The 15,323-nt window shown below is 48.3% G+C and carries 16 protein-coding genes and 1 riboswitch; all 16 genes read right to left on the minus strand.

Translation table 11 applies throughout. The annotated features are described in order from the left end of the window. Nucleotides 1-5: 5 nt before the first annotated feature. Nucleotides 6-836 (minus strand): cobalamin adenosyltransferase, encoded by an 831-nt coding sequence (locus MKY48_RS23480; RefSeq protein WP_339291161.1) that lies wholly within the window; start codon nucleotides 834-836, stop codon nucleotides 6-8. 155 nt (nucleotides 837-991) lie between these two features. Further along, entirely contained in the window at nucleotides 992-1,282 is a 291-nt protein-coding gene (locus MKY48_RS23485; RefSeq protein ID WP_076325828.1) for a BMC domain-containing protein, read from the minus strand. Between the two features lie 91 nt (nucleotides 1,283-1,373). Further along, nucleotides 1,374-2,843, minus strand: coding sequence for an acetaldehyde dehydrogenase (acetylating) (locus MKY48_RS23490; protein WP_339291163.1), 1,470 nt, complete (start codon nucleotides 2,841-2,843; stop codon nucleotides 1,374-1,376). A gap of 105 nt (nucleotides 2,844-2,948) precedes the next feature. Beyond that, nucleotides 2,949-3,752, minus strand: coding sequence for a BMC domain-containing protein (locus MKY48_RS23495; RefSeq protein ID WP_339291165.1), 804 nt, complete (start codon nucleotides 3,750-3,752; stop codon nucleotides 2,949-2,951). A gap of 11 nt (nucleotides 3,753-3,763) precedes the next feature. Continuing rightward, nucleotides 3,764-4,417: an ethanolamine utilization microcompartment protein EutL gene (eutL, locus tag MKY48_RS23500; RefSeq protein WP_339291167.1), complete on the minus strand. Its 654-nt coding sequence runs from the start codon at nucleotides 4,415-4,417 to the stop codon at nucleotides 3,764-3,766. 18 nt (nucleotides 4,418-4,435) lie between these two features. Then, nucleotides 4,436-5,389 (minus strand): ethanolamine ammonia-lyase subunit EutC, encoded by a 954-nt coding sequence (gene eutC, locus MKY48_RS23505; RefSeq protein WP_339291169.1) that lies wholly within the window; start codon nucleotides 5,387-5,389, stop codon nucleotides 4,436-4,438. Nucleotides 5,390-5,407: 18 nt separating this feature from the next. Continuing rightward, the gene (locus MKY48_RS23510; RefSeq protein ID WP_339291171.1) at nucleotides 5,408-6,772 is read right to left on the minus strand and encodes an ethanolamine ammonia-lyase subunit EutB; all 1,365 of its coding nucleotides are present in this window, start codon (nucleotides 6,770-6,772) and stop codon (nucleotides 5,408-5,410) included. Between the two features lie 47 nt (nucleotides 6,773-6,819). Further along, nucleotides 6,820-8,250 (minus strand): ethanolamine ammonia-lyase reactivating factor EutA, encoded by a 1,431-nt coding sequence (gene eutA / locus MKY48_RS23515; protein WP_215155597.1) that lies wholly within the window; start codon nucleotides 8,248-8,250, stop codon nucleotides 6,820-6,822. 134 nt (nucleotides 8,251-8,384) lie between these two features. Continuing rightward, complete coding sequence (locus MKY48_RS23520) at nucleotides 8,385-9,809, minus strand: sensor histidine kinase (RefSeq protein WP_339293548.1); 1,425 nt, start codon at nucleotides 9,807-9,809, stop codon at nucleotides 8,385-8,387. Next, on the minus strand, nucleotides 9,802-10,374 hold the full coding sequence (locus MKY48_RS23525) for an ANTAR domain-containing response regulator (protein WP_076325821.1): 573 nt from the start codon (nucleotides 10,372-10,374) through the stop codon (nucleotides 9,802-9,804). The genes MKY48_RS23520 and MKY48_RS23525 overlap by 8 nt, the downstream gene beginning before the upstream one ends. An 88-nt stretch (nucleotides 10,375-10,462) precedes the next feature. Further along, on the minus strand, nucleotides 10,463-10,894 hold the full coding sequence (locus MKY48_RS23530; RefSeq protein WP_076325820.1) for a EutP/PduV family microcompartment system protein: 432 nt from the start codon (nucleotides 10,892-10,894) through the stop codon (nucleotides 10,463-10,465). A gap of 12 nt (nucleotides 10,895-10,906) precedes the next feature. Continuing rightward, nucleotides 10,907-11,263: a BMC domain-containing protein gene (locus MKY48_RS23535; protein WP_076325819.1), complete on the minus strand. Its 357-nt coding sequence runs from the start codon at nucleotides 11,261-11,263 to the stop codon at nucleotides 10,907-10,909. A 230-nt stretch (nucleotides 11,264-11,493) separates the two neighbouring features. Continuing rightward, the gene (locus MKY48_RS23540) at nucleotides 11,494-12,636 is read right to left on the minus strand and encodes a 1-propanol dehydrogenase PduQ (RefSeq protein WP_339291174.1); all 1,143 of its coding nucleotides are present in this window, start codon (nucleotides 12,634-12,636) and stop codon (nucleotides 11,494-11,496) included. A 458-nt stretch (nucleotides 12,637-13,094) separates the two neighbouring features. Continuing rightward, nucleotides 13,095-13,248, minus strand: a riboswitch (adenosylcobalamin (AdoCbl) riboswitch). 193 nt (nucleotides 13,249-13,441) lie between these two features. Beyond that, nucleotides 13,442-13,984, minus strand: coding sequence for a DinB family protein (locus tag MKY48_RS23545; RefSeq protein ID WP_339266685.1), 543 nt, complete (start codon nucleotides 13,982-13,984; stop codon nucleotides 13,442-13,444). Between the two features lie 45 nt (nucleotides 13,985-14,029). Beyond that, on the minus strand, nucleotides 14,030-14,722 hold the full coding sequence (locus MKY48_RS23550; protein WP_339291175.1) for a DinB family protein: 693 nt from the start codon (nucleotides 14,720-14,722) through the stop codon (nucleotides 14,030-14,032). Further along, nucleotides 14,709-15,287: an HAD-IIIA family hydrolase gene (locus MKY48_RS23555; protein WP_339291177.1), complete on the minus strand. Its 579-nt coding sequence runs from the start codon at nucleotides 15,285-15,287 to the stop codon at nucleotides 14,709-14,711. The genes MKY48_RS23550 and MKY48_RS23555 overlap by 14 nt, the downstream gene beginning before the upstream one ends. Nucleotides 15,288-15,323 lie beyond the last annotated feature (36 nt).

Genomic DNA, 15,323 nt, shown 5'->3' on the forward strand with positions numbered 1-15,323 from the left:
CCTCATCAGTTGTACTCTCCAACACGGATGCGGAACATGATAATCCAGAACAAGGAAGACAGCCTGTTCAGTGATCGAATGATATCTTCACGCTCTACATCTCCATGTTCCTTCTTGAAGGCTTGATAAGCCAGCAGTTCCGTCTCCCTCGTCAATGTGCGTAACGCATTTATAACAACAACCGCTTCGCCCATATCATAGCTGGGTTGAAAATGTTCCAGTCCAAAGTATTTCTTGGGAAAATGGGATTGCTCCCTGAGTTCCTTGGGGTTCAGCCCAAGCAAATGGAATTCTTCAATGCTTTCGCTAAGCACTTCGCACCGTACGATCCGCCTAACGAATTGCAAAATCTCTTCCAAATCGTTGACCAGCTTGGTCATATTCAGCTTGAAGCAGCTGATTTGCGCTTCCAATATTTTTGTTTCCAATGAGTCCAGCTTGCCGCGGAATAATATCCGTGGATGATCCTTAAAAACGAGCATATTTCCATACAAATGGGTCATATGCTCAGGCTTCGTTTCCAAAAATCCGCCGTACAGCGTCCGAAATCGCTTTTTCCCGCCGGTTGCTGGTTCAACATCCAGGTTGGTCGTCACTTGAAGCTTAACTTCGTTTTGCAGCGTCGATTCTTGCGCTGGTGCCGGTACCGGTTCCTTTACCGTATCCTTATCCGTCTCAGAAGCTGTCACATACCGCAGTTCAATCTGATGATCGGTCAAAAAGCTTTTGGCTGATGGCGTCAGTATCGTTCCCGCAGCCGTCTCATAAACGGCAACATCCTTCAAATTCCGATTTCGAAAATACTTGCGCAGCTCGCTTTCCGTAATCACAGCCATGTTTTCACATCCTTCTAAGGCGAATGCGTGTTCATATTTCCTTACGCGATCGTCCGAACTGTTACAAGCCAGGATAAATCGCCATAGTCAGAAGTGGAATGCGGGCGAAGTGCCCGCATTCTGCTGTCTTCCTCGTCCGGCTTGTCAGAGTAGTTTTATTCTGCTTTTGTGGTTTTAGGCAGGATTGCGTCCACTTCAGCATGAGGTCTTGGAATCACGTGTACCGAAAGCAATTCGCCAACGCGTTCTGCTGCTGCTGCGCCTGCGTCGGTAGCTGCCTTAACAGCACCAACATCACCGCGAACCATAACCGTTACGAGACCTGCACCGATTTGCTCTTTGCCGATCAGCGTAACATTTGCTGCTTTCACCATTGCGTCTGCTGCCTCGATTGCTCCTACCAAACCTTTAGTTTCTACCATTCCCAATGCGTTTGCGTTTGCCATGATAAAATTCCTCCTAATAATTTGTATTTATAATGAATTTTAGGGTTACCTATAATGGGTTGCTCGTCTTGCCGATGAAATCTACGAAAACTTACATTTTTTCAAGAATACGTGCCACAATCATGTCGATAAGTTGTTCTTTGTCTTCCGGAAGGCTGCATGCGGCTTTCGGCTGCGATTCTTCCTTTCGGTCTGCCAAATCTTCCATTTCTATTAGTCCATAAGCGATTCTGCGAATGTTAAGCAGATTAAAAGGACTGATGTTGTCGGATGTGGAGCTTCCGCCAACCGCACCGCAACCAAGCGTAAGCGCTGGTGCAAGTGCTGTCGTTGCGCCGATGCCGCCAAGCGTACCCGGCGTATTGACTAACAAACGGGATACCGGTTTTTTCAAAGCGAACTGGCGTACAATCTCTTCATTTTCGGAGTGAATGCACATCGTATGGCCTGCGCCTTCTCCATTCAGAATTTCGATGCAGCGTTCGCATGCAGCTTCCCAGCTATCCTCTGTGTAGAAAGCCAGAATTGGAGCCAATTTCTCTCGTGAATATGGAACATTGCGTCCCACGCGGGTTTCTTCGGCGATCAGCACGCGCGCTTCTGCAGGAATATTCAGATTCGCCAGTTTTGCGATATGATCTACGCTGCGTCCAACGATTTGCGGGTTCATGGTGCCATTGGCCCGCATAATGAATTTGCCAAGCTGATCGGCTTCCTCTGCGGAAAGGAAATAAGCTCCTTGCTTTTTGAATTCAGCCACAACCGCTTCCTTGCTGCATGCTTCGACGACGACGGATTGCTCCGAAGCGCAAATCGTGCCGTTATCGAAAGTTTTGGAGTCCATGATGCGTTTGACTGCAAGCGGAATATTCGCGCTCTTCTCGATAAAAGCAGGGCCGTTGCCTGGACCAACGCCGATTGCCGGCGTACCGGATGAATAAGCGGCTTTGACCATCGCCGTTCCGCCTGTTGCTAGAATCAAGGCGACATCGTTATGCTTCATCAATTGATCTGTTCCTTGAATTGTCGGAACCGTCATGACGCCAATGGCACCCTCCGGGCAACCTGCTTGCACAGCTGCCTCGTTAATGACCTTCACCGTTTCCAGAATACTCTTAAGCGCATTCGGATGCGGGGAAAACACGACACTGTTTCCTGCTTTAAGCGCAATGAGCGTTTTGTAGATAACCGTCGAAGTCGGGTTGGTGGATGGAATTAGACCGGCAATGACACCAACTGGGACAGCTACCTCCATCAACTTATTCTCTTTGTCATCTTTCAAGATGCCAACGGTGTTCATGTCCTTGATGGACTCGTAGACTTGCTGCGAAGCAAAAGCATTCTTGATGACCTTGTCCTGCCAGCGGCCGAAGCCAGTTTCCTCATTGGCCATCTTCGCCAGCTTCTCGCGATGGTTGTATCCGGCATCGGCAACCGCTTTGACGATCGCGTCGATTTGCTCTTGCGTCATGGCGGCGAGCTTAACTTGCGCTTCCTTGGCTTTGTTGATCAGATCACGGACTTCTTGAATGGATCTCAGGTCTTTATCCAATGTTTCCATCAATATTCCTTCTCTCTACTGCGTTTTTACATCGATAGATGTGTATTTGTTTTCTTTAGTAAAAGCGGTCGGTCTTCTTTGCATTTTCATCGATAGATGTTTCTCCTATGAGCTTGCCTTTTTTGACTTATTGCCGGATTTGGCTGCCGATTTGTGCTTCGGCTGCTCACGGAGTTTACCGTCATTGTGCTTGCTCTTTGGCGCATCGGCCTGCTTCTTGTCCGGAATTGCTGCCTTATCAACGGCATCCTTCTGCTCAGGGACAAGTTTTACTCCGGCTTTTGTTTCTTCTGTTTCCTTGACCTCGGGTGTGGATTTCTCCTCCGCCTGAGTTTGCATGTTCTTCATCAGTGAAGGTTTCCGCTCCGGCTGGGACCCAGCAGCATTCGCTACATTTGTCTTTAATGCCTGCGGCCAAGCCGTATCTGCCGCTTTGAGGTCTTCTGAACTTTCCCCTACTTCCGACAAATCTTTAGAAGCTGCGGTTTCTTTGATGGCATGGTGTACGGCCTCATCAGCACCGTCGTTGGGTACAACGATTTGTTCAGCACCGTCTTCAGCTGCTTCTGTCGTTTGTTCCTGCGCCTGTTCATCCATGGTTGCGACTGCCTGAAGCGGACTTTCGTCAGAATCATCCTGTTCTTCCACCAAAACTGCCGTTTCTTCATGCATTCTAGCAATCACATGGCGGGTCAGCAGCACATCTAATTGCTTCGCCATCTCCGCTCCCGCCTCAACAGCAGCCTGCACCGCTCCGACATCTCCATCCAGTTTGAGGGTCACCAGTCCACCACCGATGATCTCCATGCCGATACAGGTAACGCTTGCCGCCTTTAATGCGGCATCCGCTGCGGCGACTGCACCTAGATACCCTCTGACTTCAACTAGCCCTAACGCGCTATATCTCATGGTCCGCTACCTTAATAACTCGTTGGGTTATCCGCAACGAATTGGACAGCGTCTGCGAAAGCGTCGCATGCTGCCTTGCAGGCCGATTGACTTCCTGTCAGCAGTGCGCCAGCGAAGTTGGTCTCGGACGGTGGGCCAAAGAAGGTTGCAATCGTAACATCGGCTGCTTTCAGTGCTGCATCGATCGCATACATCGCTTCCAGCGGCGGAGCGATCAAATAAGCGAGCGCCTCACCTTCTTGGATCCCCGCAGTCTCGGATAAATAGGAGCCTGTTCGGGATACGCAGTGGGCGAAATAGGTGATGCTGTCATCCTCATTGGCGCTAACGAAATGAGCGCCACTTTCGATGAAATCAACGACAGCGTTCATGCCGCTGCGTACTTCCTCGGGATTTGGCCCAGCCAGAATCCCAATGACTTCACCTGCCAGCTTCGTTGAAGCATTAGCCGATCCGGCATACATGCTTCTTGCATACACAACATCCACAGCGGCTGCTTTCGTTGCTTCATCCAGTGCTGCGTAAGTTACGTCATCAATGTCAGCAGTAATGATACCCAAACTTTTATGGTGCGGCTTCAGCTCCAGCTTGTTTGCCATATCCAGGCTTACGTTGGAAATGAGCTTCATCCCGAGCACTTGTGCATGAATCGGTTCGTTTCTCATACGTGCCTCCAGCCTTTCCTATAGTTTTAAATCAATACCTGATGCTTTGCGATCAATCATGGTCTTGATCAATTCGGCAATATGCGCCCCTGCTTCTACGGCAGGGGTACCGCCGGAATGTATGTTGGAAATAACGGTACGTCTTGCTTCAGGCATGCCCACCGTAGGTTTATAAGCAATGTAGGCACTCATGGATTCTGCCGTTACAAGCCCCGGACGTTCGCCGACCAGCAGGCAAACCACATCTGCTTCCGTTACATCGCCAATGACGTCCATGGAAGGAACACGGCAATGCTTGACGAACAGGATATTGCCTGCATCGATGCCATACATCTTAAGACCTTGCGTAATGGATGGAATGATATCCCGCAAATTGGCTTCGATCGCTGCCGAACTTAAGCCGTCTCCAACCATGATTTGCACTTTGGCCTGCTTGGTCGTGTGCTGCTTGATGTACTCGATGGTCTCATCCGAGAATTGACGTCCCAAGTCCGGACGCGTAATATATTCATCCTTGTCCTGACACTTGGTGGCGATAGGCACAAGGTGCATCTCCTTGACGAAATCTTCGGATACATAGGAGAACACGGCGTCTTGAGCAGCGGCATGGTCAGCACGGAAACGCAGCGATGTAAACGTCTTGTACCGCGGACCTGCGCGCCAAACGCCAAGACGGGCCGGCGTTTTTGCTTTCATTCTCATGTATCCTTCGCGATCCGCCGGATCAGGCACGAGCAGCAGCTTGCGAAGGTTAATTTCCGTGATATCATCCAAGCATTCACCGTCGTCCTCTTGTACTTCCTCAGGTACAGTTTTATGTACGAGTCCACCTTCGTTCGGCTCCGCGCTATGCGCAATCGGTGCTGCAACTGTCACAGTTTCAACAGGCTTAGCAACTTCTTGCTCTGCCTTGTTTCCTACCATCTCGTTCAAAATCGATTCAATCATTGATTTCAGATCTTTTTCGTTCATGTGAGCTTCCTCCTTTCCTTACTTGAGAAATACTGACGCATCCCCGGCTTTTTTGGTCAGTTTGCCGTTTTCGATAAAGCCCATTTTCTCCATCCACTGCTCGAACTCCCGAATTGGACGCAAACCGAGCAATTCACGCAGCGTTGCCGTTTCATGATATCCGGTCGTCTGGTAGTTGAGCATGACATCGTCGCCATGAGGGATACCCATGAAGAAATTGCAGCCTGCTGTAGACAGGAGAACCGAAAGGTTTTCCAAGTCGTTCTGATCCGCCTTCATATGGTTCGTATAGCAAGCGTCGCAGCCCATCGAAACGCCTGTCAGCTTGCCCATGAAGTGATCTTCCAGGCCGGCACGGATAACCTGCTTCGCGTCGTACAAATACTCGGGTCCGATGAATCCGACAACCGTATTGACAAGGAACGGGTTATACCGCTTCGCGAAACCGTAACAGCGTGCTTCCATCGTCACCTGGTCGATGCCATGATGAGCTTCGGAAGACAGTTCGGAGCCTTGCCCCGTCTCGAAATACATTACATTTGGCCCAACCACCTGGCCTTGATTCAGCACAAGCTGCTGCGCTTCCTCAATCGTGGCCGCATTGAAGCCAAACGCCTCATTCCCTTTCTGCGAACCTGCGATTGATTGAAAAATAAGTCCTGTCGGCGCGCCTCGCTTAACAGCTTCCATCTGGGTCGTAACGTGAGCGAGCACGCAGGTTTGCGTAGGAATTTCCCACTTCTGCCGGAATTCCTCAAACCGTTTCAGGACACGCGTCACGCTTTCTACGGAGTCGTCGACCGGATTAAGACCAAGCACCGCATCCCCGATCCCGAAAGTCAGGCCTTCCATCAGGGAAGCCATGATACCGTCGGGGTCATCTGTCGGGTGATTCGGCTGCAGCCGTGCCGACAGCGTGCCCGGACGTCCGATCGTCGTGTTGGCATGCGCCGTAACCCGGATTTTTTTGGCCCCGTAAATCAGGTCAAGGTTCGTCATGATTTTCGCAACCGCAGCAATCATTTCCGCTGTCAATCCCCGGGAGATGCGTTTGATGTCGCCTTCCGTTGTGTTCTCGTTCAAAATCCACTCCCGCAGTTCTTCTACGGTCCAGTTTTGAATTTCACTGTAAATGCGCTCATTCACGGCATCCTGAATGATACGTGTTACTTCGTCCTCTTCGTAAGGAACCGCCGGATTATTGCGCAGTTCCGACAATTTGATCTGGGAAAGAACTACCTTGGCGGCTACGCGTTCTTCTGCCGAAGCGGCTCCCAATCCGGCCAGCGTATCCCCCGACTTTTCCTCATTGGCTTTTGCCATGACTTCCATGAGTGTTTTGAATTGATAGACTCGGCCAAACAATTTCGTTTTTAAAATCACAAAAGCTCCTCCTTCCAAATGCAACTCGCATCGTAAATGTGCAACTTCTAATGAAAAACAAGGGTTTTAATGACAACGGGCAGCACCTTGCCATCCGCAATCGGCTTGCCAATGTCGATATAGTCGCCATTGTCTACCTGTACGCTGTCGATGCAAATGACATCTTTCTTATAATCCAGCAGCGCGTACAGGGTTTGTCCCAGCACCTTCGCCAGATCGTGATGAACAATCACGATGAGCGGATACTGCAGTTCCAGCAGTTCAGACATTCCTTTGTGCAAACCTTGGGCATATTTCTGAACCTCCTGAAAGCTCGCGTTCTTCTTTCCCTCAAGCGCAATGGCCACCCGCTGCAAATCATTATTCAGCTTGAACCAATTCAGCTTATCGTTGATGGCCTTGGCCAACTGTTCGCTACTTCCCGACTCGTCGTCTGTTGCAAGCTTCAGAATCGGAATATTCTTGATTGGAAAGCTTTCATCCGTATAGGTAATCGTGCTCCCACTGATCTCCGTCGTATGGGATCCTGCTCCGACAACGGTAGCCCGGATGGTCTCGGCTGAACGGGCAACGGTCAGCTGCTGCGTTAGCGGAGAAGAGGCGATTGCTCTTCCAAGCAATATACCGATGTCTCCGAACTCGAATACGTCTCCTGTGGATTCATGATAAATGTAATCTGCAACCCCTCCTGAGAAGGAAATACACGGAATCGCAAGGTCCAGCTTCAACCCTTTGTTGGTGACGATGGTGTTATAGAAGTCTCCCGGTGGCCTGAGGCCGACGCTTTCTTCGAGCAGCTTGACCATTTCCCCGATAATCGGCTGAAGATCATCTGGAGTGACCCGCTGGCCTATAGCAAGACGGAATCCCCTTCGCTCGGCAAGCTGCTTGATTTTAGGCGCGATATACGTGATTTCATGCGAACTTTGATCAACCTTGATCAGGCGCCCCCCAATATCGAGGCAGCCCGTATCCAACAGTTCGCCATCGGCGAATAATGCCAAATTGCTTGTACCGCCGCCAATGTCGATGTTGGCGATGCAGGTGGAATGCTCTTTGGAATACGAATGTGCACCCGCGCCTTTGGCGGCAATAATGCTCTCCAGATCCGGCCCTGCGGTTGCGACTACGAAATCACCGGCAAAGCCGCTTAGCGAGAGCACGACTTCATTCGCATTCTCTTTGCGTGCCGTCTCACCCGTGATGATGACCGCTCCTGTCTGGATCTCATCCTTGCGGATGCCTGCCTTCTCGTATTGCTCCTGCACGAAGGACTGAATCTTCAACATATCGATCCGGTTATCTTCCAACACGGGTGTAAAACAAATGTCGCTTCGATAGACCACTTCTTTGTCTGTAATAACCAAGCGGGGCACCGAAAACGAAGAAGCCATGTTTTGAATATGGAGCTTAGACAGCACCAGTTGGGTCGTAGAAGTCCCCATATCGATGCCAACGCTGAGCAATTGTTCTTCCACTTTGTTCACCCCCTGGCTTGATTTCTGATCATTCGGACTACAAAAAGGCTTAAAGTGATAACCTTCCAGATATACCGGAAGGTTTACTTTAAGCCTCATTGCTTCGAAGACTACGCCCTTGTAGTCCGATGATATTATTTTTTGAACGTAAAAGTCACTGTTGTGCCCGTATCGCCGGATACGATCGAAAGCTTACCTTTCAGCTTGTCTTTAACATAGCTGTGGACAATCGTCAGCCCCAAGCTTTTATGCGAAGTTTCCCCGACAACGAACCCGGCTCCGTCATCTGCCACGATGACCGTCACCAGCCCGCCTTCTACTTTTGTCTTGACGGAAATTCTTCCCTCCGAACAATCGCCGAACGCATGTTCATAACTGTTATGTAGCAGTTCGCTTACAATCAGCGCGACAGTTACGGTCCGATCACTGTCCAAGCAAATGTTTTGCTCTGAAGCAATCTCCACCTTGACGGCGCGGCAATCAACAAAACAGCGTTCGATATTGGATGCAATCAATCGTATAACATCCATGAGATCCACTTCGGCTTCGATCTCCGTCGACAGCAATTCATGGGTTGCGGCGATCGCGAGCACGCGACTGACACTGTCATCAAGGCATTTCTTGGCCTCAGGGCTTTTGCACTGCCGCCCCTGAATGCGCAGCAGAGACGCTACCATCTGCAAATTGTTTTTTACCCGGTGATGAATTTCGCGGATGGCAACCGATTTAGAAACGATCTCAGCTTCCTTGTTTCTAATCTCGGTTATATCATGCAGAATAACGCCTACGCATAAATCCTTTTCCTCAATGAACAAGCGTTTCACCTGATAGTAACGTCCGGCGGCTTTCACTTCCACCGTAAGCGGACAACATAGCGAGGATGAATGCTGGCTCATGACCTCGGAGAACATCGTCTGATCAAGCGACAAATTATCATAATGCAATCCTTGGATATCTTCCAAATAACCAAGCTGTCTGTAATATACGTCCGCCTGTTCATTTTTCAGCTTCAAAAACCCATATTTATCGAACACCAGAACGGCGTCTTCCAATTGATTGATAATCGAATCCTTGAACTGCAGCATAGCCCCCAGCATCGAGGACATCTCCCCATCCTCGCATGACGCTCTCTGCCTGTTGAAGTGGGCTTGTATATTGTCGCGGACATCTTTTTCATAGATCAGAACGGCAATGACGCCGCTTTGATTTTTAATAGGATATACCGTTTGCCGAACCAGATGATTCTCCTGCGTCCTGGCGACGAGCCCCTGCGACATAATGCCTGTTTCAAGCGTCCGCAGGACGCCAGGTTCATTCTCGCGCAGCGCCTTCTCCCCCGTAACCGGAAAATAATACACCGATTTGCCTTCACATGGACGACGATGATAGACCACGATGGCTTCGCTTGCCACGCTCGACAATACGTCGATGAACACATCATCCTCTACCTCGGTCATTTGAAAAGACTCCGCTATTTCGCAGATCCGGGCTATATCCTCTTCCGACAATCCGGTGTGAAGGCTGCAAAGCTGCCTAATCCGTTCTTTGAAATCAATCATAGGAAATGACGATGGTACTAGCAATTTCAATCAGAGGACATCGCCGATCCATGCTGAGTTTTCGCAAGATTTGATAGGCTTCCTCTTCCGTGTAGCCATTTTCTCTCATCAATATGCCTTTCGCTTTCTCGACCGCTTTGCGTTCTTCCATCTTCTGCGTCAGCTTTGAGAGATCTTGTTCCAGCTTTCGGAATTCCTTGCCTCTGGCTATCGTGACTTCCACCATAGGAATGAACGACTTTTCATCAAGCGGCTTTACCAAGTAACCAAGCGCACCGACAGAAGATGCTTTTTCAATCGTCTGTTTGTCGCTGTAGGCGGTCAAAAGGATGATCCCGCCCGCCAGCTGTTCTGAAAGAATTCTTTTACTCGCCTTGAGCCCATCCAAAATGGGCATTTGAACATCCATGATGACGAGGTCAGGCAGATGCTTCTTGCATAATTCGATAGCTTCAAAGCCATCGGAAGCCTCGCCTACTACATTGTAGTTAGCCTCTTCTAGCATCTCACGAATATCCATTCTTGTAATAGGTTCGTCATCGACTATTACAATTTTTCCATTCATGCGTCATGCACCTCATTGTCTGTCGTTATTTGCTTGTCGCTTGTCTATCGATAAGCCCCGCTTGCATTTGAACTAGAATCCAAGTCGTTTACGCCCTCAAATAATCCCGAAGAGCATCCACTCCCACGTTCTCGATCGTCGAGACTTCAAAAATCCGCTCCACGCCGGCCGCCATTAAATGCGCTCTGGCCTGCGCGATTTCTTCTTGCGACTTGGCCAGTTCCACCTTTGTTACCACTCCGATAACCGGCTTGGCGAATACCGTTGCAAAAGCCGGCGGGAAATAGCTGTCTTCTTTCGTGCAATCCTGAACCAGCCCAATGACATCGGCATCTACACTGGATACTAACAACATTTTGTATAAATACCGGTTCTCGATGCATTCGCCCGGCGTATCGATCGCCTGATCGAAATTTTCGACGGCTTGCGTTTTCTTATAGGCAATCTCCTCACCGTGCAGCCATTGGCACAGCGTGGTTTTGCCCGATCCAGTACTTCCGGCAAAAATAATTTTCTTCATCATAAGCTTCTCCTACGTTCTCGTAATGTTCGTATTTGCCGAGAAGCCCAATATATTCTGTAATCCATGCAGCACTGCGCTGATCGCAGATTCTACTGATGATACATCGCCCGTAATGACGAGTGAACCGCTGAAACGGTCGACAAAGCCGATTTGTACGCCAGCCGCCTTTGTAGCGATATCCGCTGCAATGATGGAGGCTTCGCTTGGCGTGATCGTCATAACGCCGATGGACTGATGCGCTTCGTTTCCGAGTCCCAGCTTCTTGTAAATGTCCGGGTTCGGGTTCGCGATAATGTGAGCGAGCGTGACCTGTTTGCCAGGCACATACTCCTGAATCACACGTTGTTTCTCGGCTCCTTGTTCCATACTCCTCATCTCACTCTCGTATCGAAAACACTAAAAGAGGTTGTTCAAAAAGTCCACTTTTGATAAGAAAACCTGCAAAAAAAACAATAAAAGCCCCTTAAAAGTCCATGCGGAATTTTTAAGAAGCCACTTTGCTTTGATTTGTATGCAACACGCCATTGTGTTACTTTCACTATATTTGAATATTGCAAGCGATGTCAATACGAAATCCGTCAAATTTCGACTCGATCTTAGAATTGAAACATTTTGTTCAAAATTTGAAGCACGTCCTCTGCCGTAGGAACGCGTGGATTTGTTGCCGTGCATCCGTCTTTCAGCGCGCCTTCGGCGATCGACTCTCTCATCTCTCCAAACAGCGATTGATCCACACCGCATTCGCGCAGCGTTTGCGGCATATTCAATTGCTTCTGCAGCTGTTTGATTGCCTGTACGAGACTACGGACGCCGCTCTTGGCATTTGGTGCGGATAACCCCAAGCTTTTGGAAATTTCGGCATACCGAACCGCCGCTCTATTGCTTTCTTCCTTGCCGTAACCCGGCTTGTAATCGGCATTAAATTCGATGACATGCGGAAGAAGAATCGCATTCATGCGTCCGTGGGCAATTTTGAATTTGGCTCCCGCCACATGCGCGATCCCATGATTCAATCCCAGAGACGCAATATTAAACGCCATACCCGCGATGCAGGATGCATTATGCATTTTTTCACGCGCCTCAAGATCATTTCCGTCCTTATAAGCTCGCGGCAAATAAGCAAAGACCAGCTTCATCGCCTTCTCCGCCAGCGCATCGGAGATATCATTGGATTTGGTGGATACATACGCTTCAATGGCATGCGTCAAAACATCCAGTCCGGTATCGGCCGTAATGAAGTCCGGCACGCTTTTGACGAGCTCAGGATCGAGAATCGCTTCTTGCGGCAGCATGTCATCGGATACAAGCGGATATTTGATGTTTTTTTCTTTGTCGCTGATAACGGAGAATGACGTAACTTCAGAACCCGTCCCGCTTGTCGTCGGGATTGCAATGAACGGGATATCTCGCTGGTCAAGCAGCTTTTTCGTAAACAGCTTCATCGCTTTAGCGGCATCAATGGCAGAACCGCCGCCAATGGCAATGATTAGATCGGTGTTGAACGCACAGAGCGCCTCGACACCTTCCGTGACGACTTCAATCGGCGGATCAGGCACGATATTGCTGAAAACATATTGCTCGTTACTGCTGTGCAGGCGATCAAACACCATGTTAATCATGCCCGACTTCACCATAAATGGATCCGTGACGATGAACATACGTTTGTTTTGCCACTCTGTTAGACGATCCATCGCGCCTTGCCCCATATAGAGGTCGGCTTTAATCGAAAGTTTATCCATGTAAAGCACCTCCAAGAAGTAATTGCAACAAAAAAAGAGGCCATTCAAAGGGAAATCCCCTTCAAAAGCCTCTTTGCTTGTTATCATGTATGCACGCCATTGTGCAGCTTCTTATCATTTAGTTTTGCATATATACTGTACACCGTCATTCCGATCTTCGTCAACCGCTTCCGGAACTTGTCCTTAGATCAGACACATTAACGGCACGAATTTATAAGTGCCTGTTTAAAAAGGTCGGTCATCAAAAGCGGACTTTTGGAACAACCTCTATCAATAAAAAAAAGGGATATGCACCCCATAGTGCACGTGCTTCTTCGTCCTTGAAGAATCTCCCCGTTTGCGAGCTATACCTCATTGTATATATTCGGCGGCGAACACCCGGCTGTGGCCGACAACATCGTCGGCAGCCTCTGCTGCAATTAAAAAAAGCCTAGCGAGGCGAGAAACGTCACTAGACTTGTAAACCAGCCATTTTCGCCTCGAAATGACTGGTCTCTCCAAAGTTATTAGGCAAAAGACCTGACTTAAGACCGATCATTCGGTCTATCACAGTGGCGGGACCGTGTTGGATTTGCACCAAACTTCCATTACCTATAACTTTTTCTATTGTACATGACGCGAATAGTTGCCCATTCGACATCATTATAGCACAAACGACGCGTTTGGCGATATAAACCTTAAAAAAATGATTGACCGAATGAAACTCAAATAAAATAAAATGCCTCGGGCAGACCAAGGGACGAACGCTGCAGCGTAGATACGGTGAATTGTCTCAGAAAGACAAACAAGGAAATGGTTTTCCCATTCATTTATTCATGATCCATGTCTTCTTCTGCTCAGAGTACCACTTTCTAAGCTGATTAATATGGGCTTGATGATAACGGTTATGGTCGGCCATATGCCATAAACCCCACCGGATGGTGGCTTGCTTTTCATTCTCGTGTCCGAATGTAACGATGCGATCCAGATCGGCATCCGTTAACTGCGTACATACATCCTTCAACATACTGAGTACAACTTCATATTTAGATATAAGCGTGTCCAGAGACATTCCTTTGACCATCGGCAGCCTGTTATGTTCATCGATCATTGGGCCGTATTCATCTATGAATGACTGGGGAAGCGCCTCACCTTTAATCCTATATACCCAGTTCAGGTCGACGTACATGATATGTTTTATTAACTGAGCGGCACTATTGAAATTGTCACAAGGTCCCTTGAAGTCTATTTCCTCTTGGGCCATGCCCTCTGATATGGACTTTAGCCGTTGGCTGTTCTCTCTGACAGCGCTATATAACATTCCCACGATCGTTGACATATTCTCTTCGCCTGGCAAATCGTACAACATCCTAGCACAACCTCCCTTGTTAAAATAAATAGCATCCCAGCCTCACTATTTGGACTTTTGAATTCTTTGTTTCAGTCGTATCGATTTATTCAAGTGCAGAAAAATATGCCTTGTCGCCGGCATGAGCACTAATCCCGCAATCGTTTTGTTTCCCCAGTATTCAAGCAACCACGATGCTTCTTCCTTAACCGCATGCTGTACTTTAAGTTCATGAATTCTTGCCGCTTCAACTTTTTGCTTAAAGTCGCCTGGCAATAAACGGGATATGACTTCACGAGTGTTTCGCCCAACTTCACTTCGATAAGCTAATAAAGAACCAATATCAAGAGCCGCACTCAAATTAGCGATTTCTGCTTCCGTCATTTCATTTCCAGAATGAACATCATCAATGTGGAGTTTCTTGTTCCATTGACCTGAATGCAATACTTGGACATCGTTATTTACGAGCACGCTCATCGTCATGTCTTCAATACGCGTGATATGCCACATATGCCATATTATTGAGTTTTTTGTATCAGGAGCCTTAACTGGATATTGGCGGGATGTTTCCTCTTGTAGATCTTTAACTAACTCATCCTCAAGGGTCGCAATGGGTGAGTAGCTCATGCTTGATGAATGTAACAAGCGATGCTGCTGTAAGAATAGGTCAACCGCACTTTGATGCTTAGCCGGATCCAGAATTATCTGGGTTAGCTTTTTGTGATTTTCATTCCACTGTTTTCTTTCACTCAAATCCATGGAGAACCCTCCCTTTATAGCCTCTTCCTAATATCCATGTAACGGCTTCATTAAAGTCTGTCGCGATAAAATCAGGATACGCTTCTTTCCATTTGCCGAAATACTCGTTGTTATTATATTTTTCCAGTTCTTTGAGGCCAGCTCCCGTCTTCACTAGCACTTTCTTACAACCGGCTTCTTTGGCAGCAACCATATCCGTCCATCTATCCCCTATGACAAAGCACTCCCCTAAGTCCAAATTATTTTCTTCCGCGGCTCTCATCAGCATCCCTGCGGATGGCTTTCTACACGGACAACCCGCTCCATGCTCATGAGCACAAAGATAGATCTTATCAAAACCAAAGGCTAATAATTCCGATTCGAATTCGTCCTGTGTTACTTCGCCACGAGCAATTCCAGGTTGATTCGTAAATGAACAAACAAGCATGCCTGCGGCTCTGAGTGAACGAATCGAATCCTGTACTTGTGGAAATAGCTCAAATTCACTGGGCAAAACAACCCGATCGGTTCCTCCAAGTGTTCCGTCCCTGTCAATGAAAACAGCTTGTCTTGAGAGCTCTAGCAATTAGTTATGCTCCTTTCCTTATTCATTTTTTGCGTT

The organism is Paenibacillus sp. FSL W8-0187, from assembly GCF_037969755.1.
GTDB lineage: Bacteria > Bacillota > Bacilli > Paenibacillales > Paenibacillaceae > Paenibacillus_AQ.